Source organism: Breoghania corrubedonensis (assembly GCF_003053845.1).
Classification (GTDB): Bacteria; Pseudomonadota; Alphaproteobacteria; order Rhizobiales; family Stappiaceae; genus Breoghania; species Breoghania corrubedonensis.
This window is the reverse complement of sequence record NZ_QAYG01000001.1, coordinates 847498-862590: the sequence shown is the minus strand read 5'-3', so window position 1 is coordinate 862590 and position 15093 is coordinate 847498. Positions and strand designations below refer to the sequence as shown.

Genomic DNA, 15093 nt, shown 5'->3' with positions numbered 1-15093 from the left:
TCTCAGTAGAACTGAGTTCCACTGCCGTTGAGTGCGGCGACGAGCCCCTGTGGTGTGGCCCCGCTCACAGTGTCGTCGCGCGGTGTCAGCAAGATGACCTTTTCCGTTCCCGGTGCCAGATGGAACCAGTCGTCATCGGGCCGGAAATTCTCGTCCGCGACATGTACCGATTGCGCGAATCGATCCGCCGTGAGGCGCATGCGCCAGCCGTCCCGCTCGTTTCCTTCCACGCCGACGCCAAGCTCCAGAGCCGTTTGCGCATGCGGAAAACCCAGTGGGAAATGGAAGGCCTCGGCCACGCTCTCCCCCGTGGCGGGATCGCTCAGGCGCGCCACCGTCACGTCATGCGAGGGCGGACCGAAGCGATAGGCGTAGGTCGTGTCGAAAAAGGCGCCGAAGAGATCGGTCGCGGCGATTTCCATGGACTGGCGCGGCGCAAGGGCAAGCTCCCTGCGTCCGGAAACGACCGGCGTCCTGCCCTCGCGCAGGCAGGCGATGGATAGGATCAGGTTCCGCTCGTCCGCCGTTTCGTTGATCGTGTGGATGGCGAGCCCGTTGGTGCCCTCGTCGGTGAGCGCGATCTGGACGGGGCGGAAGGCGCGCTTCAGCGCATACCAGGCGGGCTTCGGTTCGCCGGTTGCATCGACGACACCCCAGCCGGCGCCCGGCAGAAGGTCCTGAAACGTCCACACCAGAGCGCCACCACACGAGGAGGCCGCGCGGCGCCATTCGGCGAATGTCGCCTCCATCACCTCGCCCGTCACGGCCCGGGAGAGATCGAGATAGCGGCCCGGATCGCCATAGCGCAGCGCCGCCGGATCCTCGCCGTAAAGCCGCGTGAGATAGTGGTCGCGCACATCCTCGAAATCCCAACCGGCCCCGCGATCGCGCGGCACCCGGGCCTTCCAGCGTGGATCATGCCCCGGCCTGACGGACAAGTGCGCATCGAGCGTTCGCTGCTGCGGGACATTGGAAAAGGCAAGACATTCGGCGGCAAAGCGCACGTTGGCGCGCCGCGCGTCCTCGAGCGGGCGCAAATAGGCGCCGACGCCGTAATAATGGGCGATGCCTTCATTGGGTGAAAACGGCTGGGCCCCGCCACACGGCGAGTTCGCCACATAGGGAACATCCGGGCGCAAGTTTTTCGCGATCCCGGCGAGCAGGGTTTCGCTCAGCGGCCCCTTCCAGCGTTCCTCCGGCAGACCGAGCATGGCGCCCTGCTGGTAGATCTCGCTGCCGCCGCAGATAACGGCAAGCGAGGGACACGCCTGTGTCGCTTCCAGAAACTGGCGCGCCTCGGCTTCGACCAAGGCCACGAAGGCCTCGTCCTTGACCGGATAGTCATAATTGGCGAACTGGAAATCCTGCCAGACCATCAACCCGAGCTCGTCGCACAGAGCAAAGAACTCCGGCCCCTCGTAAGTCATCGTGCCGCCGATGCGCAGCATGTTCATGCCGGCCTTACGGGCAAGATCGAGAAGGTGGCGATAGCTCTCGCGATCGCACGGCAGATTGACGATGTCGGGCGTCGTCCAGACCGCGCCACGGCAGAAGACATCGACGCCGTTGATCTTCAGCGCGAAGCCCTTGCCATCGCCTCCCTTGTCCACCTCGATGCGGCGGAAGCCGGTGCGGCCGAGATCAAAGCGCAAGCCGCCGGCCTCGATCTCGATGTCGTGCAGGACAGGATCGCCGTGGGTATGCGGCCACCAGGGCGCGACTTCGGGGATGCGAAGCTCCGCCCGCCAGTCGCCGTCATCGGCAAGGGTGGCCGTTGCCGTCGCTCCGGCACAATGGAGGAACGCGGTATCTTGTGAACCGTCCATGGAGAAGACGAGAGACAGGAGCCCCGCTCCATCCGCGCCAAGCCGTGCATCAAGGCGCTTGACGGTGACCAGCGCGCCATCCGGTTTCATCAGCGAGATCGGTCGCCACGGCCCGACCGCGTGAACGTCGGGGCACCAGCCGGGCATGTGGCCAAGCAATGTCGTGCGGATCAGCCGCAAGCCTTGCGAGACGGCGAGTTGCGGCCGCCAGCGCGCACGCGGACCCTTTTTGTAGAGATGGGGGCCAAGCGCGCGAAAGCAGATCGCCAGTTCGTTGGAAGCCCGCGCCTCGACGCAGACCTCGTGCGCGAGGAACATGCTGTCGCTGGAAAGCACCTGCTCGCCGTTCCAGTAGACTTCCGCGATCGTCGCAAGGCCGTCCAGACGAAGGGCACGCGCACCGGGATTGGCCACATCAACCTGGCAAACGAACCAGGCGTCCTTGTCGTGCAGGGGGAGGGGATCTTCGGCCCGATAATGCCCGGCTGCGGCAAGCGCGCCGGCGACCGTGCCCGGCACGCGGGCCGCGATCCTGTCGGAAAACGTCGCGAGATCGGCCGGGCCGGCGGCCGCGTCCGGTGCGCTCAGCGTCAGTTGCCAGCCCTCGTCAAGCCGCATGGGCTGATCATCGGATGCGAATGCCCGGCGCGCCATATCCGTTCCGTTCGATTGTGAAGGCCCTCAGGCGGCCCGGATTTTCGTCTGGCGGGAAGCCCTTTCCAGCCGTTCAATCAGCCTGTCCCACGCCTCCGCCGCCGGCTGCAGCGCCGGTGCGAGCTTGTCGAATTTCTTGCGCATCACCGAGCGGGCAAGCTGGAACTGGACGATCTTGGCAGTCGCCGAGATCTGGCGGGCATCCTCGATCGCTGCGTCGAGACCCTCGTGAGCGTTGCCGGCAAGCCATTCCAGATGGCTGGAGAAGAGTTCGAAATTTGCGCCAAGCTGGCGCAGTGTGTTGAAGGCGTAGAGATGGAAGAAGCCGAATGGTCGCGCGCTGACGGACGCCACCTGCCCGGCGAAAACCTCCCCGAAGGCGGCGATGGGATTGGCCTGGGGGCGCCGCTCGAGATGGCGCCGCAGAAGCTCCCGCGCACCGGAAACGACCTGGCGTTGATCCGGGAATTCGGCCGGAAACTTGACGAATTCGGTGTAGGGCAGGAAAGGCGCCGCATCCGGCTCGGCCTTCCGCTGGAAGATCCCGTCGAAATCCTCGCCCTCCAGCCGGTGCAGGCCGAGATTGTGGAAATAGTCCATCGTCCGGTTCCCGATATCGAGCCGGTTGATGGCGACGGTCGTCTTGCCATGTTCCTTGTGGTAGGCCGTGCCCTGGGTGTCGGGCAGGTAGTAGCTGTCCATTTCGACGAGTGTCAGCCGTCCGCGCGCGATCTGCTCGGTGACGTGCCGCTCAACGAGGTCGTAGATCGCAAGTTCGGTGACCCGGATGCCGAACAGGCTTTCCAGATCCTCCAACGGCGTCTTGAAGAAGGTGAACTGGTCGCCTTCGAAATCCTGCGTCACGGCGAATCCGAGGCATGCCTGCGGCGGCAGGCCGAGTGTCGCCAGCACCTCGATCCAGATATCGAGATAGCAATTGGTTTCTGGCCAGTCGCGCTCCATCGAATGGAGGGCATGGCGCGGGTAGGCGGCCGGATCCAATGCGGGAAACACCGCCTCCCGTTCGGTGTTCGTCGTCATGCTCACCCCCACAGCGCCTTGCGCACCGGTTCCGGCCAGTCGGCCGTATCAAGTCCGTGATGGGCGAACAGCGCCAGCGCAATGCGTTCCAGCCCGAACCCGACACAGGCTGTGTGCGCGACCTCGCCGTCGGTCGTCTTCAGGCCCCAGGTCGCGCCGAAATGGTCCTGGTGGTAGTTGAACGACAGGCAGGCCGTCGGCTTGGCCGTCGACGTGACCGGGATCAGCAACTCGAACTTCAGGTTCTGGTCGCGCTGGTTGTTCGCCAGCATCTTGCCGGCCCGTCCGAAGAACGGATCGTTGGCGATGTCGATCTCGACGGGAAGCTGAACGGTCTCGATCAGCTGTTTGCCTCGTTCCATCCACTGCTGGCGAAAGGCACGAACTTCCGCAGGCGTTCCCATGCGCACATATTCGCGCATCCGGAACATCTGCATGCGCGCCGGGTCCTTCGACGGCTCGTGGCGGAAGCAGTAGGACTGCAGGTCGAACAGGCCGCCGCCTTCGGGCAGGGCCCCGCGCTTGGCGATGGTCGGATAGAGCGGATAGCAGGCCGCCGGCGTCAGCACGATGTCGGTGGCTTCCTGATCCTTGGTCCAGTCCTCGCCCTCGGCCATGCACTTCAGCAGGTTCATGTGATCGCGGTCGCAGCCGCAGAAACTGTGCACCGTGCCGGCGAGTTGCGGAAAGCTCTTCATGTAGCCCGAACCCTCGAAGTGGGTGCGGTTCATGCCCGGCGGAAAACGGATGGCTTCCGCGTTGTCCGCGCCGCCGAACGTCTCGATCAAGGTTTCGAACCGGGCGATGACGTCCTCGAAAGCGCCAGAGCGGCCGTAGAGGCCGTCAACGCCGGTGTCGATCAGAAGACCGGCGTCGAAGAGCCGGTTGAGGAGAGGGGTCTGGATATCCATCGGATTACCTCAACAGGCTGGTGTCTTGACGCTGCACGAGCAGCATTGTCGAAGAGTTGGCGAGGATGCGGTCGTTCGAGATCATCAGCTGCGCGGAATGGGCATCGCGCAGGTGTCGGCCGAGGCTGAACGGCGTGCCGTTCTTGTAGCCCATGATGCCGCAGATCATCATGCAATGGTTGATGATGGTCAGGATCAACTCGGACGAAGAAATCTTGACGTTGTTGATGGCCACCGCGAACGCCATCGACGACAGTTTCGTTTCATCGTCGCGTGCGGCCTCGAACTGGCCGAGCGCCGTCATGACATTCGATTTCACCAGTTGCAGCAGGCCCGAGACTTCGGCAAGGCGCAACGCACCCGGCGGGGTGGTCCCCGGCGTCCGGCGCGCGGCTGCCTTCACGAAGGATTGCGCGCGGTTGACCGCATCGGCGGCGATGCCGAACCACACCGCGCTCCACAGGATATGCGCGTTGGCGAGCATCGACTGCGCCGCGATTTCGGCGAAGGGCTTCGGCAGGATCTGTTCCGCCGGCGCCTCTCCCTTGAACAGAAAGCCGTCGGAACAGGTGCCGCGCATGCCGAGTGTGTCCCAGTCGTGGGTCTTTTCCAGCGTGTACTGGCCCTTGAGGAAGACGGTCATCACCTGATCGGAAGGGGCGGCGTCGGCATGGCTGCGCGAGGTCACCAGAATGGCGTCGGCCTCTTCGCCGTAGGAGATGACGGTCGCATCCTTTTCCAGCCGGCAGGTGTCGCCATCGACCTCGATTGCGCAGATCGAGTTGCGCATGTTGCCGCCGATGCCGGCTTCCGTCGTCGCGGAGCCGAGCAGCAGCTGCTCGCCCGCGATCCGTTTCAGAAAAGCCTGGTGCCACGGCGCGTCCGCCCCATGAGAGACGACGCTGGACACCTTGATCTGGTGCATCGAGAACGTCATCGCGGCGGCCGCGCAGGACTGGCCGAGGATAGAGCAGATTTCGGCGATCTCGGCCGTCGTGGCACCTTCTCCCCCCAAGTCCGCCGGAACCTGGACGCCAAGCAGCCGCTCCGCCTTCATGGCCGCAATGGCTTCTTCAGGGAACCGGCCCCGGGCGTCGACGTCGTCGGCATGGCTGGCGGCGATCTTCGCGACCCGGCGCGCACGCTCGACGAGGTCCATGGCCTTGATCTCGGAAATCTCATTCATTGCGCGGCCTCCTGATCTCCGCACAACGTCGCGACGCACGCCGTGATCGCCGCGATGGTCGCGAAGGACTTGCGGTTCAGCATCGTGTCGGGAAATTCGATGTCGAAATGTTCCTCCAGAGCGAGCATCACCTGCACCGAGGCGAAGGAGGACAACCCCGCTTCATAGAGATCGGCATCGTTTGCCAGCGTTTCGACCGACACCGGGAGGCTGCCGTGCTCTGCGAGCAGTTCACGAATGGTTGCGTTCATGGCTGGGTTCCCCAAATCGCGCGACGGGCCGGACCATCGGCACGCCATCAAGTCCTTAGGGAAAACAACTAGTGCAATTGGGATAAGGTCAGATTAATCCGCATAGTTAAAATATTGTGACAATCAGATTCAAAGTATTTGCCTGATGGGATCTCGTCAGCCCGTCGTTTCGCGTTCGGCCGATCCGGGAAGCATGGTGCTGACCACGCGCCAGAATTCGTCGGTCAGCTGCTTGTCGCGGCCGCGATAGCGGTAGAGCCGGATCTGCGTGTGCATATCCCACTGGGGGTCTTCGCTGGCCCTCACCAGCGCACCCGTCGCGAGATCCTCGCCAAGCAGGCCCTCCGGGAGCCAGCATACCCCCCATCCCTTGAGAGCGAAGGTGCGCAACTCCGCGCTGATGGTGTTCTGGTGCACGTTGTGCCGCCGGAAGGGCTTCTTCTCGAAAAAGATCCGCTGAAGGGCCGTGCCGAAGAAGGAGGAGAGGCCATAATCGAGATAGGGGACAGTCTCGCCGGTCTCGATGGCGCGATCGAGCAGCCCTCGTCCCGGGCGGGCGTCATTGCCGGCGAAGGACTGGAGCTGAGGTGCCGCTACGGGAATGACCGTCTCTTCTCCCAGATGCAGCCAGTCGAACTGATCCGGGTTCACCAACAGGGGAACGAAGGGATGGGTGTAGGTGAGGAAGAGGTCGGCCTCGCCGTTGACCAGTGCATCCGCATTGGCCTCGATACCGCCCCGGTCGGGGATGAGAGCGGTGGTGAGATGGGGGATCGTCTCGCGGATACGGCTCAGCCAGTCCGGCATCATGGTGACGGTCAGCGTGTGCAGGGCGGCGAAGGTGAGGCAGTTCTCGCCCGCGCCCGAGCGCGCGGTCAGCGTGTTGCGCGCATTGTAGAACATGCGTATCGCCTCTTGCGCCACCGGCAGAAACGCCTTGCCTTCAGGGGTGAGCGCGGCCGGCAGGCTGGCGCGCGAAATCAACGTCACGCCGAGCCAGGTCTCCAGCTGCTTGATACGCCGGCTGAATGCCGATTGCGTGACATTGCGCGCGGCCGCGGCCCGGGAAAAGCTGGCCACGCTCGCCAGCATCACGAAATCTTCTAGCCACTTCAATTCCATTAGGGTCTCCGTCGCGCCTGTCTACTCCCGCTCGCCCGCGCGCGCAATTGCTGTGCGAAAGGCCTATGCAAAAACGGACTAGGGCGCGCGAAAACCGGCATTGGCCAAGCACGACCGATACGCATAGAGCATGGCGCGTGTCGCGCGGATGGACATGATCCGTGCGGCGCGAATGTGCTCGAGATATTCGCTCTGGGGCCCGTTCTCCTCGCCCGGGCCATCCGGCACGAAGCTGGCGAAACCGAGGTTCCGATGCGCGCGCATGTGCGCGGCGGTACGCTCGCGCGAAACGGCCCGCGACGAGAAGACGCTTCAGCTCTGCAGGGTCGGGCACCTTTTCCCCTCGTTGAATGATGGCAGAAGTGATGACACGGCAGATTTATGTGAACGGGGCCTTCGTGGCCGAAAGCGATGCGGTAATCCCGGTCATGGACCGAGGCTTTCTGTTTGGCGACGGCATCTACGAAGTGACCGCCATGATCGACGGCCACCTGATCGACAACGATCTGCATCTGGCGCGCTTCGAACGCTCGCTGCGCGAACTCGGAATCCCGATGCCGTTGCCGCTCGATGGAATTCGCAAGGTCCAGATCGAGCTCGTCCGGCGCAACCAGATGACCGACGGGACGATCTATCTGGAGGTCACGCGCGGGGCGGCGGAACGCAACTTCCTGCCCGAAAAGGACCTCAAGCCGAACTTCGTGGCCTTCACCCAGCCCAAGAAACTCTACGGTACGGCGCGCCAGGAAGCTGGTATCGCCGTCGCCCTGTCGCCCGATCCGCGCTGGGAACGGCGTGATATCAAGACCGTGATGCTTCTGGGGCAGGTGATGGCCAAGCAGGCCGCCCATGCCGCCGGTTTCGACGATGTTTGGCTCTTCCAGGACGGTTTGATCACCGAAGGGGCCTCGAATACGGCTTTCATCCTGACCCGCGACGGTACGATCCGCACCCGGCCCAACTCGCACGATATCCTGCCTGGATGCACCCGAAAGGCTGTCATGCAGCTGATCGCCAGCGAGGGGTTGGCCTTGGAGGAACGGGCCTTCTCGGTCGCAGAGGCCAAGGATGCGGCGGAAGCCTTCCTCACCAGTGCCTCCAGCTTCGTCACTCCGGTGGTGCGTATCGCCGATCAGGTCATCGGTGATGGTCGGCCCGGCCTGATGACCCGCAAGCTGCAGGCCATCTATCTGGAAGCGGCACGTGCCTGCGAAACCGTGTAGAGAGACGGCGTATACGGCAACGAGACGAGCAGGAGGCCTCCCATGGCACGATTTCGCGACTTCGGCGTCACGCCCGGCCTTCTGCCCGCAGGCAACCGCAACGCCATCACCGATGTTGATGGCGTGTCCGTCGGCCACCGCACCATTCGTCAGGGTGATATCAACACCGGTGTGACCGCGATCATACCGCAGCCCGGCAACCTGTTCCGCGAAAAGCTCACGGCTGCGGTGGAGATCGTCAATGGGTTCGGCAAGAGCACGGGGCTCGTCCAGGTCGCCGAACTCGGTTCTCTGGAGACCCCGATCCTGCTCACGAACACCTTCGCCGTGGGCACCTGTGCCAATGCGCTCGTACGTCGCGCGATCGCCGAGACCCCGCAGATCGGGCGATGTACCTCCACCGTCAACGCCGTGGTGTGCGAGTGCAACGACGGCGCGCTTTCCGACATTCAGGCCATGGCGGTGCGTGAGGCGGATGCCGTCGCAGCGCTCGACGCCGCTTGTGTGGAGGTGGAGGAAGGCTCGGTGGGGGCGGGCACCGGCATGACGTGCTTCGGCTTCAAGGGCGGCATCGGTACAGCTTCGCGCCAGATCGGCATCGCTGACGGCATCCGCCATCTGGGCGTGCTGGTTCTTGCCAATTTCGGTCGTGCCGGAGACCTTGTGCTTCCCGATGGCCGCCGTCCCGACCCGCGAGCCGCCGCCGGGCGCAGCGTTTCCGGTGACACGGAAAAAGGCTCGGTCATCGTCGTGCTGGCGACGGATGTGCCGGTTGACCAGCGTCAGCTTCGCCGCATTTGCCGGCGCGCCGGTGCCGGACTTGCCCGGCTCGGCGCCTTCTGGGGCAATGGCAGCGGTGATATCGTTCTCGGCTTCACGACCGCTAACCGGATCGCGCACGAGAGCAAGCACGATCTGATGGTGATGGAACGGCTGAACGATGCCCGCATCGACGATCTGTTCCGTGCGGCGGCGGAAAGCTGTGAGGAGGCGGTGCTGAACGCCCTGTGCGCGGCGGGCCCTGTCGAGGGCTGTGGCGGGCTCAGCCGCCCGCTCCTGTCAGATTGGCTGCGCGAGGCCTGACGCACCGCGTCCCTTTCTCTGAACGTCTGGGGAGAGGCGCCCCTCGCATCGTGCGGCTGCACCGATACGAGCAGCGCCTTCTCGGCGCTCAGCCGCCCCAGGTGCGTTCCAGGACGCGGATCCAGTTCAGGTGGGTGATCTTGTCCAGCGCCTCGCCGTCGTAGCCGGCCTCGCGAAGCGCGGCGATCAGCTTGGGCAGGTCGCTCGCGTCACGCAACGCGTCGGGGATTGTGGTGCCGTCGAAATCGGACCCCAGCGCGACGTGATCGATCCCCGCGCGGTCCACGATGTAGTCCACGTGGCGCACCAGATTGGACAGGTCCATCGCCTTGTCCTTGTTGCCCTGCGGATCGAGGAACAGCACGCCGAAATTGATGCCGACCAACCCGCCGGTCTCGGCAATGGCGTCGAGCTGCTTGTCGGTCACGTTGCGGCTGTGCGGACAGATGGAATGGACATTGGAATGGGACGCCACCAGCGGTGCGTCCGAAATCTCCGCCACGTCCCAGAAGCCGGCATCGTTGAGATGCGACAGGTCAACGAGAATCCCGAGGTCGTTGCACGCGCGCACCAGCGCCTTGCCCGCGTCGGTCAGGCCCGGCCCGATATCGGGGCCGGAGGGGAAGCGGAACGGCACGCCGAAGGCGAAGACGTTCGGCCGGCTCCAGACCGGTCCAAGCGTGCGCAGGCCCGCATTATAGAGCAGGTAGAGCAGGTCGAGATCGACCCCGATCGCTTCCGCGCCCTCGATATGCAGGACCGAGGCGAAGGCGCCGGTGTCCATCGCCGTGCGGATATCCGCCGCGCTGCGGCAGATCTTCAGTCCGCCCTGCGATTCCCGCTCGATCCGCGCCAGCAGCCCGGCCATGGCCGTGGTGACATCCAGCGCTTCCGAACGCGATGGCGTGGGCCAGTTGCCGTCGGCATCGAGCACCCGTTCGCTGGGCACGTAAACGGCGCACAAGCCGCCTGCGAGCCCGCCTGCCTTTGCGCGCGGCAGGTCGATGTGACCTGCATCCTCGCCCCGGATGAAACGGCTGGCCGCATCGGGACCGCCGGAACGCCACAAGCGCGACAGGACGTCGTTGTGGCCGTCGAACACGGGGACGGTTTGGGGAGTTTCCATGTCGATCCTTAGCTTCTCATTTTTCCCCTGTCTGTGCCGATTGAGGTGCCAATGCAATATGCAAACGTCGCACCCTGGGGCATCGCGATTCTGTTAACACTATGAATTTGCTGACTTATGCAAATTTCTCATGTGAATTTTCCGATTCTGCATTGGCTGCCCGGAAAAGCCGCGTGGTAACGCCCACCCTCGGTGTGAAATCCGCAAACGGCAAGACTCGTCCCGCATACGGCCGCCGCCAGGGCCGTTTGCCGGCGGAGTTGACGTCCGACTGCAATAAGAGGGAAACGGGAATGATCTCCAGGCGCAATTTTCTCGCCGCGTCGGCCGCCTTTCCGGCGCTGTCGTATCTTTCGTTCACCAAGGCTTTCGCCGCGACGCCGCAAAGCGTTCTCGTGGTTGCCATGCAACTCGACAACATGACCAGCCTCGACCCGCACGAGGGCTTTGAGTCCGTTGGCGCCGAGATTTGCGGCAACATGTACCACAAGCTGGTGGCGCCCAATCTGGAGGATCCCGACAAGGTCGATCCGCAGATCGCGGAAAGCTGGACCGCGTCCGAAGACGGCAAGACCTTCACCTTCAAGATCCGCAAGGGCCTGAAGTTCTCGTCCGGCGCGCCGGTCACCTCCGAGGATTGCGCCTTCTCGCTGCAGCGCGCGGTGAAGTTGAACAAGAGCCCGGCCTTCATCATCACCCAGTTCGGCTTCAACGCCGACAATGCGGAAACGGCGATCACCGCGCCGGATGCCGAAACGGTCGTGCTGAAGACCGAGAACCCGACAGCCCTCGGCCTGCTGCTCTACTGCCTTTCGGCCAATGTCGGCGCGATCATCGAGAAGAAGGCCGCGCTCGATCACGCCGAGGGCGACGATCTCGGCAACGCGTGGCTGCGCCAGAATTCGGCTGGCTCCGGCGAATTCATGCTGAAGATCTGGCGCGCCAGCGATTCGGTCGTGCTGCTGAAGAACCCGAACGGCGACTACAAGGGCAACATCGAGCGCATCATCATGCGCCACATCGTCGATCCGTCCTCGCAGCTTCTCATGCTGAAGCAGGGCGACGTCGATATCGCCCGCAACCTGCTGACCGAGCAGCTCAAGGGTCTGGAAGGCGACGACAGCATCAAGCTGATGCAGAAGTCGACCGCCTCGATCATGCTGATGTCGCTGAACCAGTCGGTCGAACAGCTGCAGAACCCGAAGGTCTGGGAAGCGTTCAAGTGGGCGGTGGGCTACCGGTCCATGCAGAAGAACATCGTGCCGATGACCTACGTGGTCCATCAGGCGATCGTCCCGGAAGGCCTGCCGGGCGCCTATAACGAGAACCCGTACGAGCAGGATCTCGAAAAGGCCAAGGCGCTTCTGGCCGAGGCCGGCTATCCCGACGGCTTCGAGATCGAGATCGACCACTACTCGGCCCCGCCGTACCCGGATATCGCCCAGGCGATCCAGTCGGATCTCGGCAAGATCGGCATCAAGGTGACCCTGCTCGCCGCCGAGAACCGCCAGGTGCTGACCAAGATGCGCGCGCGCAAGCATCAGATCGCGCTGTCGTCGTGGGGAACGGACTATTTCGACCCCAATTCCAATGCCGACGTGTTCTGCATCAACCAAGACAATTCCGACGATGCGACGACCCGTCCGTTCTGCTGGCGCTCGCATTTCCAGGACGACAAGATCGCGGCGATGGCCGAGGAGGCACGCGACGAGCCGGATCCGGAGACCCGCATCCAGAAGTACGTCGAGCTGCAGAAGTACTACATGAACAACAGCCCGTTCGTGGTGATGATGCAGTCGTCGGTGGTTGCGGCCATGCGTCCGAATGTCGAGGGCGTGCGTCTGGGCACGTTGCCCGACAGCCACTCCTATGCAGGGACCAGCAAGGCTTGATCAGGCGGCTTAAGTCCCTCGGATCGCAGTTCGGCAGCGTCCTCGCGACGCTGTTCGGACTGTCGGTCGTGACATTCATGATCGGCCGGGTCATGCCGGTCGATCCCGTCATCGCCGCGGTCGGCGACAACGCCAGCCAGGAGGTGGTCGAGAAGGCACGCCTCGCGATGGGGCTCGATCAGCCGCTGATCGTGCAGTACTGGCACTATCTCACGCAGGTCCTGCAGGGTGATTTCGGCCAGTCGGTGCTGACCCACAACGAGGTCGCCTCCGACATCGCCCACTATTTCCCGGCGACGATGGAACTCGCCACCTATGCGCTGATCATCGCCACCGTGATCGGCGTGCCGCTCGGCATCTGGGCGGCGGTACGCCAGGACAGCCTGACCGACCAGATCATCCGCGTGATCTGTCTGGCCGGCCACTCCGTCCCGGTCTTCGTGCTGGCGCTGCTCGCCCTGATCATCTTCTACGCCGGGCTTGGCATCGCGCCTGGCCCCGGACGGCAGGGCATCATCTATCAGGACATGATCACTCCGGTGACCGGCTTCCTGACCATCGACTGTCTTTATGCCGGCGACTGGGATGCGTTCCGCGATGCGGTCGCCCATCTGGTGCTGCCGGTCTCGATCCTGAGCTACTTCTCGCTTGCCTACATCACCCGCATGACCCGCGCCTTCATGCTCGATGCGCTGCGCGGCGAGTTCATCGTCGCGGCCCGGGCAAAGGGGCTTTCGGCGCGCAAGGTTGTTCTCAACCATGCGTTTCCCACCATCGCGGTGCAGCTGCTGACGGTGCTGGCGCTCACCTATGCGGGCCTTCTTGAAGGCGCTGTGGTGACGGAGACCGTCTTCGCCTGGCCGGGGCTGGGGCTGTATCTGACCAAGGCGCTGATGAACGGCGACATGAACCCCGTCGTCGGCTGCACGCTGCTCATCGGTCTGATCTATGTGGCGCTGAACCTGCTCGCCGATATCCTTTATCGCGTGTTCGACCCGCGTGTGAGCTGAGAAGGGCAACGAACGTGCTGACCACCTTCCGAACCTGGGCGCTGGACGACACGCCCACGTCCCGCCGACAGGCGGCCTGGGGCCGACGCTACCGGATCTGGCTGGCCCTGCGCCGCAATCCGCTGGCGATGATCGGCCTCGTCATCGTCGTGTTCTTCGGGGGTCTGGCGATCCTGGCGCCGCTGCTCGCCCCCTGGGATCCGGCCGCGCAGGATCTTGCCCACCGCTTGGCCCGCCCGAGTGCGGCCCACTGGCTCGGCACCGACGAACTCGGCCGCGACATCCTGTCCCGCATCCTCTACGGCGGCCGGGTGACGCTGGGCATGGTGATTTCCATCGTCATCGTCGTGGCGCCCGTCGGCCTTGTTGTCGGCTGCGTCGCGGGCTATTTCGGCGGCTGGATCGACACGGTTCTGATGCGCGTCACCGACGTGTTCCTGTCCTTCCCACGCCTGATCCTCGCGCTGGCGCTGGTCGCGGCCCTTCATCCCGGCGTGGAAAGCGCCATCGTCGCCATCGCGCTCACCGCCTGGCCGCCCTATGCGCGCATCGCGCGCGCCGAAACGCTCACCGTGCGCAGTTCCGATTTCATCGCCGCCTGCCGGCTGGCCGGCGCCTCGCCTCGCCGCGTCGTGTTCAGGCACATCATGCCGCTCTGCGTGCCCAGCGTGATCGTCCGCGTGACGCTCGACATGTCGTCGATCATCATCACCGCCGCCAGCCTCGGCTTTCTCGGCATGGGCGCGCAGCCGCCGTCGCCGGAATGGGGCGCCATGCTCGCCATCGCCAAGCGCTTCATGCTGCAGGAATGGTGGGTGGCGCTGTCGCCGGCCATGGCGATCCTGCTGGTGTCGCTGGCCTTCAACTTCCTTGGCGACGGGCTGCGCGATGTCCTCGACCCGAAGCAGAACTGAGAGATGACGATGCTGGTGGACATCCAGAACCTCCGCATCGCCTTCACGAGCCGCGGCAAGCGGTTCGAGGCCGTGCGCGGCATTTCGCTGACGCTCGGGCGCGAGAAGCTCGGCATCGTTGGCGAGAGCGGTTCGGGCAAGTCGCTCACCGCCCGGGCGCTGATGAAGCTCCTGCCGAAGACCGCGCAGGTGAGCGCGGACACGTTGCGCTACGACGACGTCGACGTGCTGAAGGCGTCCGAACGGCAGATGCGCAGGATCCGCGGCGGCCGCGTCGGCTTCGTGCTGCAGGATCCGAAATATTCGCTGAACCCGGTCAAGACCATCGGCTCGCAGATCGACGAAGCCTGGCGCGAGCACAAGCGCGGGTCCGCCCGCCAGGCGAAGCAAGCGACGCTGGACCTGCTCGATCAGGTGCTGATCCGCGATCCGAAGAAGGTCTATGCGTCCTATCCGCACGAGGTCTCCGGCGGTATGGGGCAGCGCGCGATGATCGCCATGGCGCTGGCGCCGAACCCGGAACTGCTGATCGCCGACGAGCCGACCTCGGCGCTGGACGCCACCGTCCAGGCCGAGATCCTGCGCCTCATCAACGATCTGGTGGAAAAACGCGGCATGGGTCTGATCCTGATCAGCCACGATCTGCCGCTCGTCTCGCATTTCTGCGACCGGGTCTGCGTCATGTATTCCGGCCAGATCATGGAGGAAATGGCGGCGTCCGATCTCATGAACGCGCGCCATCCCTATACCCGCGGCCTGCTCAACTGCATGCCGTCGCTGATGCATCCGCGCGACCGGCTGCCGGTGCTTGCCCGCGAGGACATCTGGCTTGAGGAGACGGCGCGATGAGCGAC

The 15093-nt window shown here is 64.3% G+C and carries 13 protein-coding genes; 6 read left to right on the top strand and 7 right to left on the bottom strand.

Features of this window, described 5'->3' with window-relative positions; all coding sequences use genetic code 11:
* Positions 1 to 2 precede the first annotated feature (2 nt).
* From C8N35_RS03815 to C8N35_RS03790, 6 genes are all read right to left on the bottom strand, one after another.
* Complete coding sequence (locus C8N35_RS03815) at positions 3 to 2444, bottom strand: glycosyl hydrolase 2 galactose-binding domain-containing protein (RefSeq protein ID WP_107989064.1); 2442 nt, start codon at positions 2442 to 2444, stop codon at positions 3 to 5.
* 63 nt (positions 2445 to 2507) lie between these two features.
* Complete coding sequence (locus C8N35_RS03810) at positions 2508 to 3521, bottom strand: DUF1839 family protein (RefSeq protein ID WP_107988255.1); 1014 nt, start codon at positions 3519 to 3521, stop codon at positions 2508 to 2510.
* Positions 3522 to 3523: 2 nt separating this feature from the next.
* A complete protein-coding gene (locus tag C8N35_RS03805; RefSeq protein WP_107988254.1) occupies positions 3524 to 4432 on the bottom strand; it encodes an amino acid--[acyl-carrier-protein] ligase in 909 nt (302 codons plus the stop codon).
* Between the two features lie 4 nt (positions 4433 to 4436).
* Positions 4437 to 5618 carry an acyl-CoA dehydrogenase family protein gene (locus C8N35_RS03800; RefSeq protein WP_107988253.1) on the bottom strand — a complete coding sequence of 394 codons (1182 nt, stop codon included), beginning with the start codon at positions 5616 to 5618 and terminating at the stop codon, positions 4437 to 4439.
* Entirely contained in the window at positions 5615 to 5869 is a 255-nt protein-coding gene (locus C8N35_RS03795) for an acyl carrier protein (protein ID WP_107988252.1), read from the bottom strand. Before C8N35_RS03795 ends, C8N35_RS03800 begins: the two co-directional genes overlap by 4 nt.
* 156 nt (positions 5870 to 6025) lie before the next feature.
* Positions 6026 to 6991, bottom strand: coding sequence for a LysR family transcriptional regulator (locus tag C8N35_RS03790; RefSeq protein ID WP_107988251.1), 966 nt, complete (start codon positions 6989 to 6991; stop codon positions 6026 to 6028).
* A 365-nt stretch (positions 6992 to 7356) separates the two neighbouring features.
* Here C8N35_RS03790 and C8N35_RS03780 point away from each other — a divergent pair, with 365 nt between their 5' ends.
* Both C8N35_RS03780 and C8N35_RS03775 read left to right on the top strand, forming a co-directional pair.
* Positions 7357 to 8214 carry a D-amino-acid transaminase gene (locus C8N35_RS03780; RefSeq protein WP_107989063.1) on the top strand — a complete coding sequence of 286 codons (858 nt, stop codon included), beginning with the start codon at positions 7357 to 7359 and terminating at the stop codon, positions 8212 to 8214.
* Positions 8215 to 8256: 42 nt separating this feature from the next.
* A complete protein-coding gene (locus tag C8N35_RS03775) occupies positions 8257 to 9297 on the top strand; it encodes a DmpA family aminopeptidase (RefSeq protein ID WP_107988249.1) in 1041 nt (346 codons plus the stop codon).
* Positions 9298 to 9385: 88 nt separating this feature from the next.
* Here C8N35_RS03775 and C8N35_RS03770 read toward each other — a convergent pair whose 3' ends face one another.
* Positions 9386 to 10423 carry a dipeptidase gene (locus C8N35_RS03770; RefSeq protein WP_107988248.1) on the bottom strand — a complete coding sequence of 346 codons (1038 nt, stop codon included), beginning with the start codon at positions 10421 to 10423 and terminating at the stop codon, positions 9386 to 9388.
* A gap of 293 nt (positions 10424 to 10716) precedes the next feature.
* Here C8N35_RS03770 and C8N35_RS03765 point away from each other — a divergent pair, with 293 nt between their 5' ends.
* Genes C8N35_RS03765 through C8N35_RS03750 form a run of 4 tightly spaced genes read left to right on the top strand, consistent with a single transcriptional unit; the run spans position 10717 to position 15088 of the window.
* On the top strand, positions 10717 to 12315 hold the full coding sequence (locus C8N35_RS03765; protein WP_107988247.1) for an ABC transporter substrate-binding protein: 1599 nt from the start codon (positions 10717 to 10719) through the stop codon (positions 12313 to 12315).
* Positions 12312 to 13325 carry an ABC transporter permease gene (locus tag C8N35_RS03760; RefSeq protein WP_245926648.1) on the top strand — a complete coding sequence of 338 codons (1014 nt, stop codon included), beginning with the start codon at positions 12312 to 12314 and terminating at the stop codon, positions 13323 to 13325. Before C8N35_RS03765 ends, C8N35_RS03760 begins: the two co-directional genes overlap by 4 nt.
* Before the next feature lie 14 nt (positions 13326 to 13339).
* Complete coding sequence (nikC, locus tag C8N35_RS03755; protein ID WP_107988246.1) at positions 13340 to 14239, top strand: nickel transporter permease; 900 nt, start codon at positions 13340 to 13342, stop codon at positions 14237 to 14239.
* Positions 14240 to 14248: 9 nt separating this feature from the next.
* On the top strand, positions 14249 to 15088 hold the full coding sequence (locus C8N35_RS03750; protein WP_107989061.1) for an ABC transporter ATP-binding protein: 840 nt from the start codon (positions 14249 to 14251) through the stop codon (positions 15086 to 15088).
* Positions 15089 to 15093 lie beyond the last annotated feature (5 nt).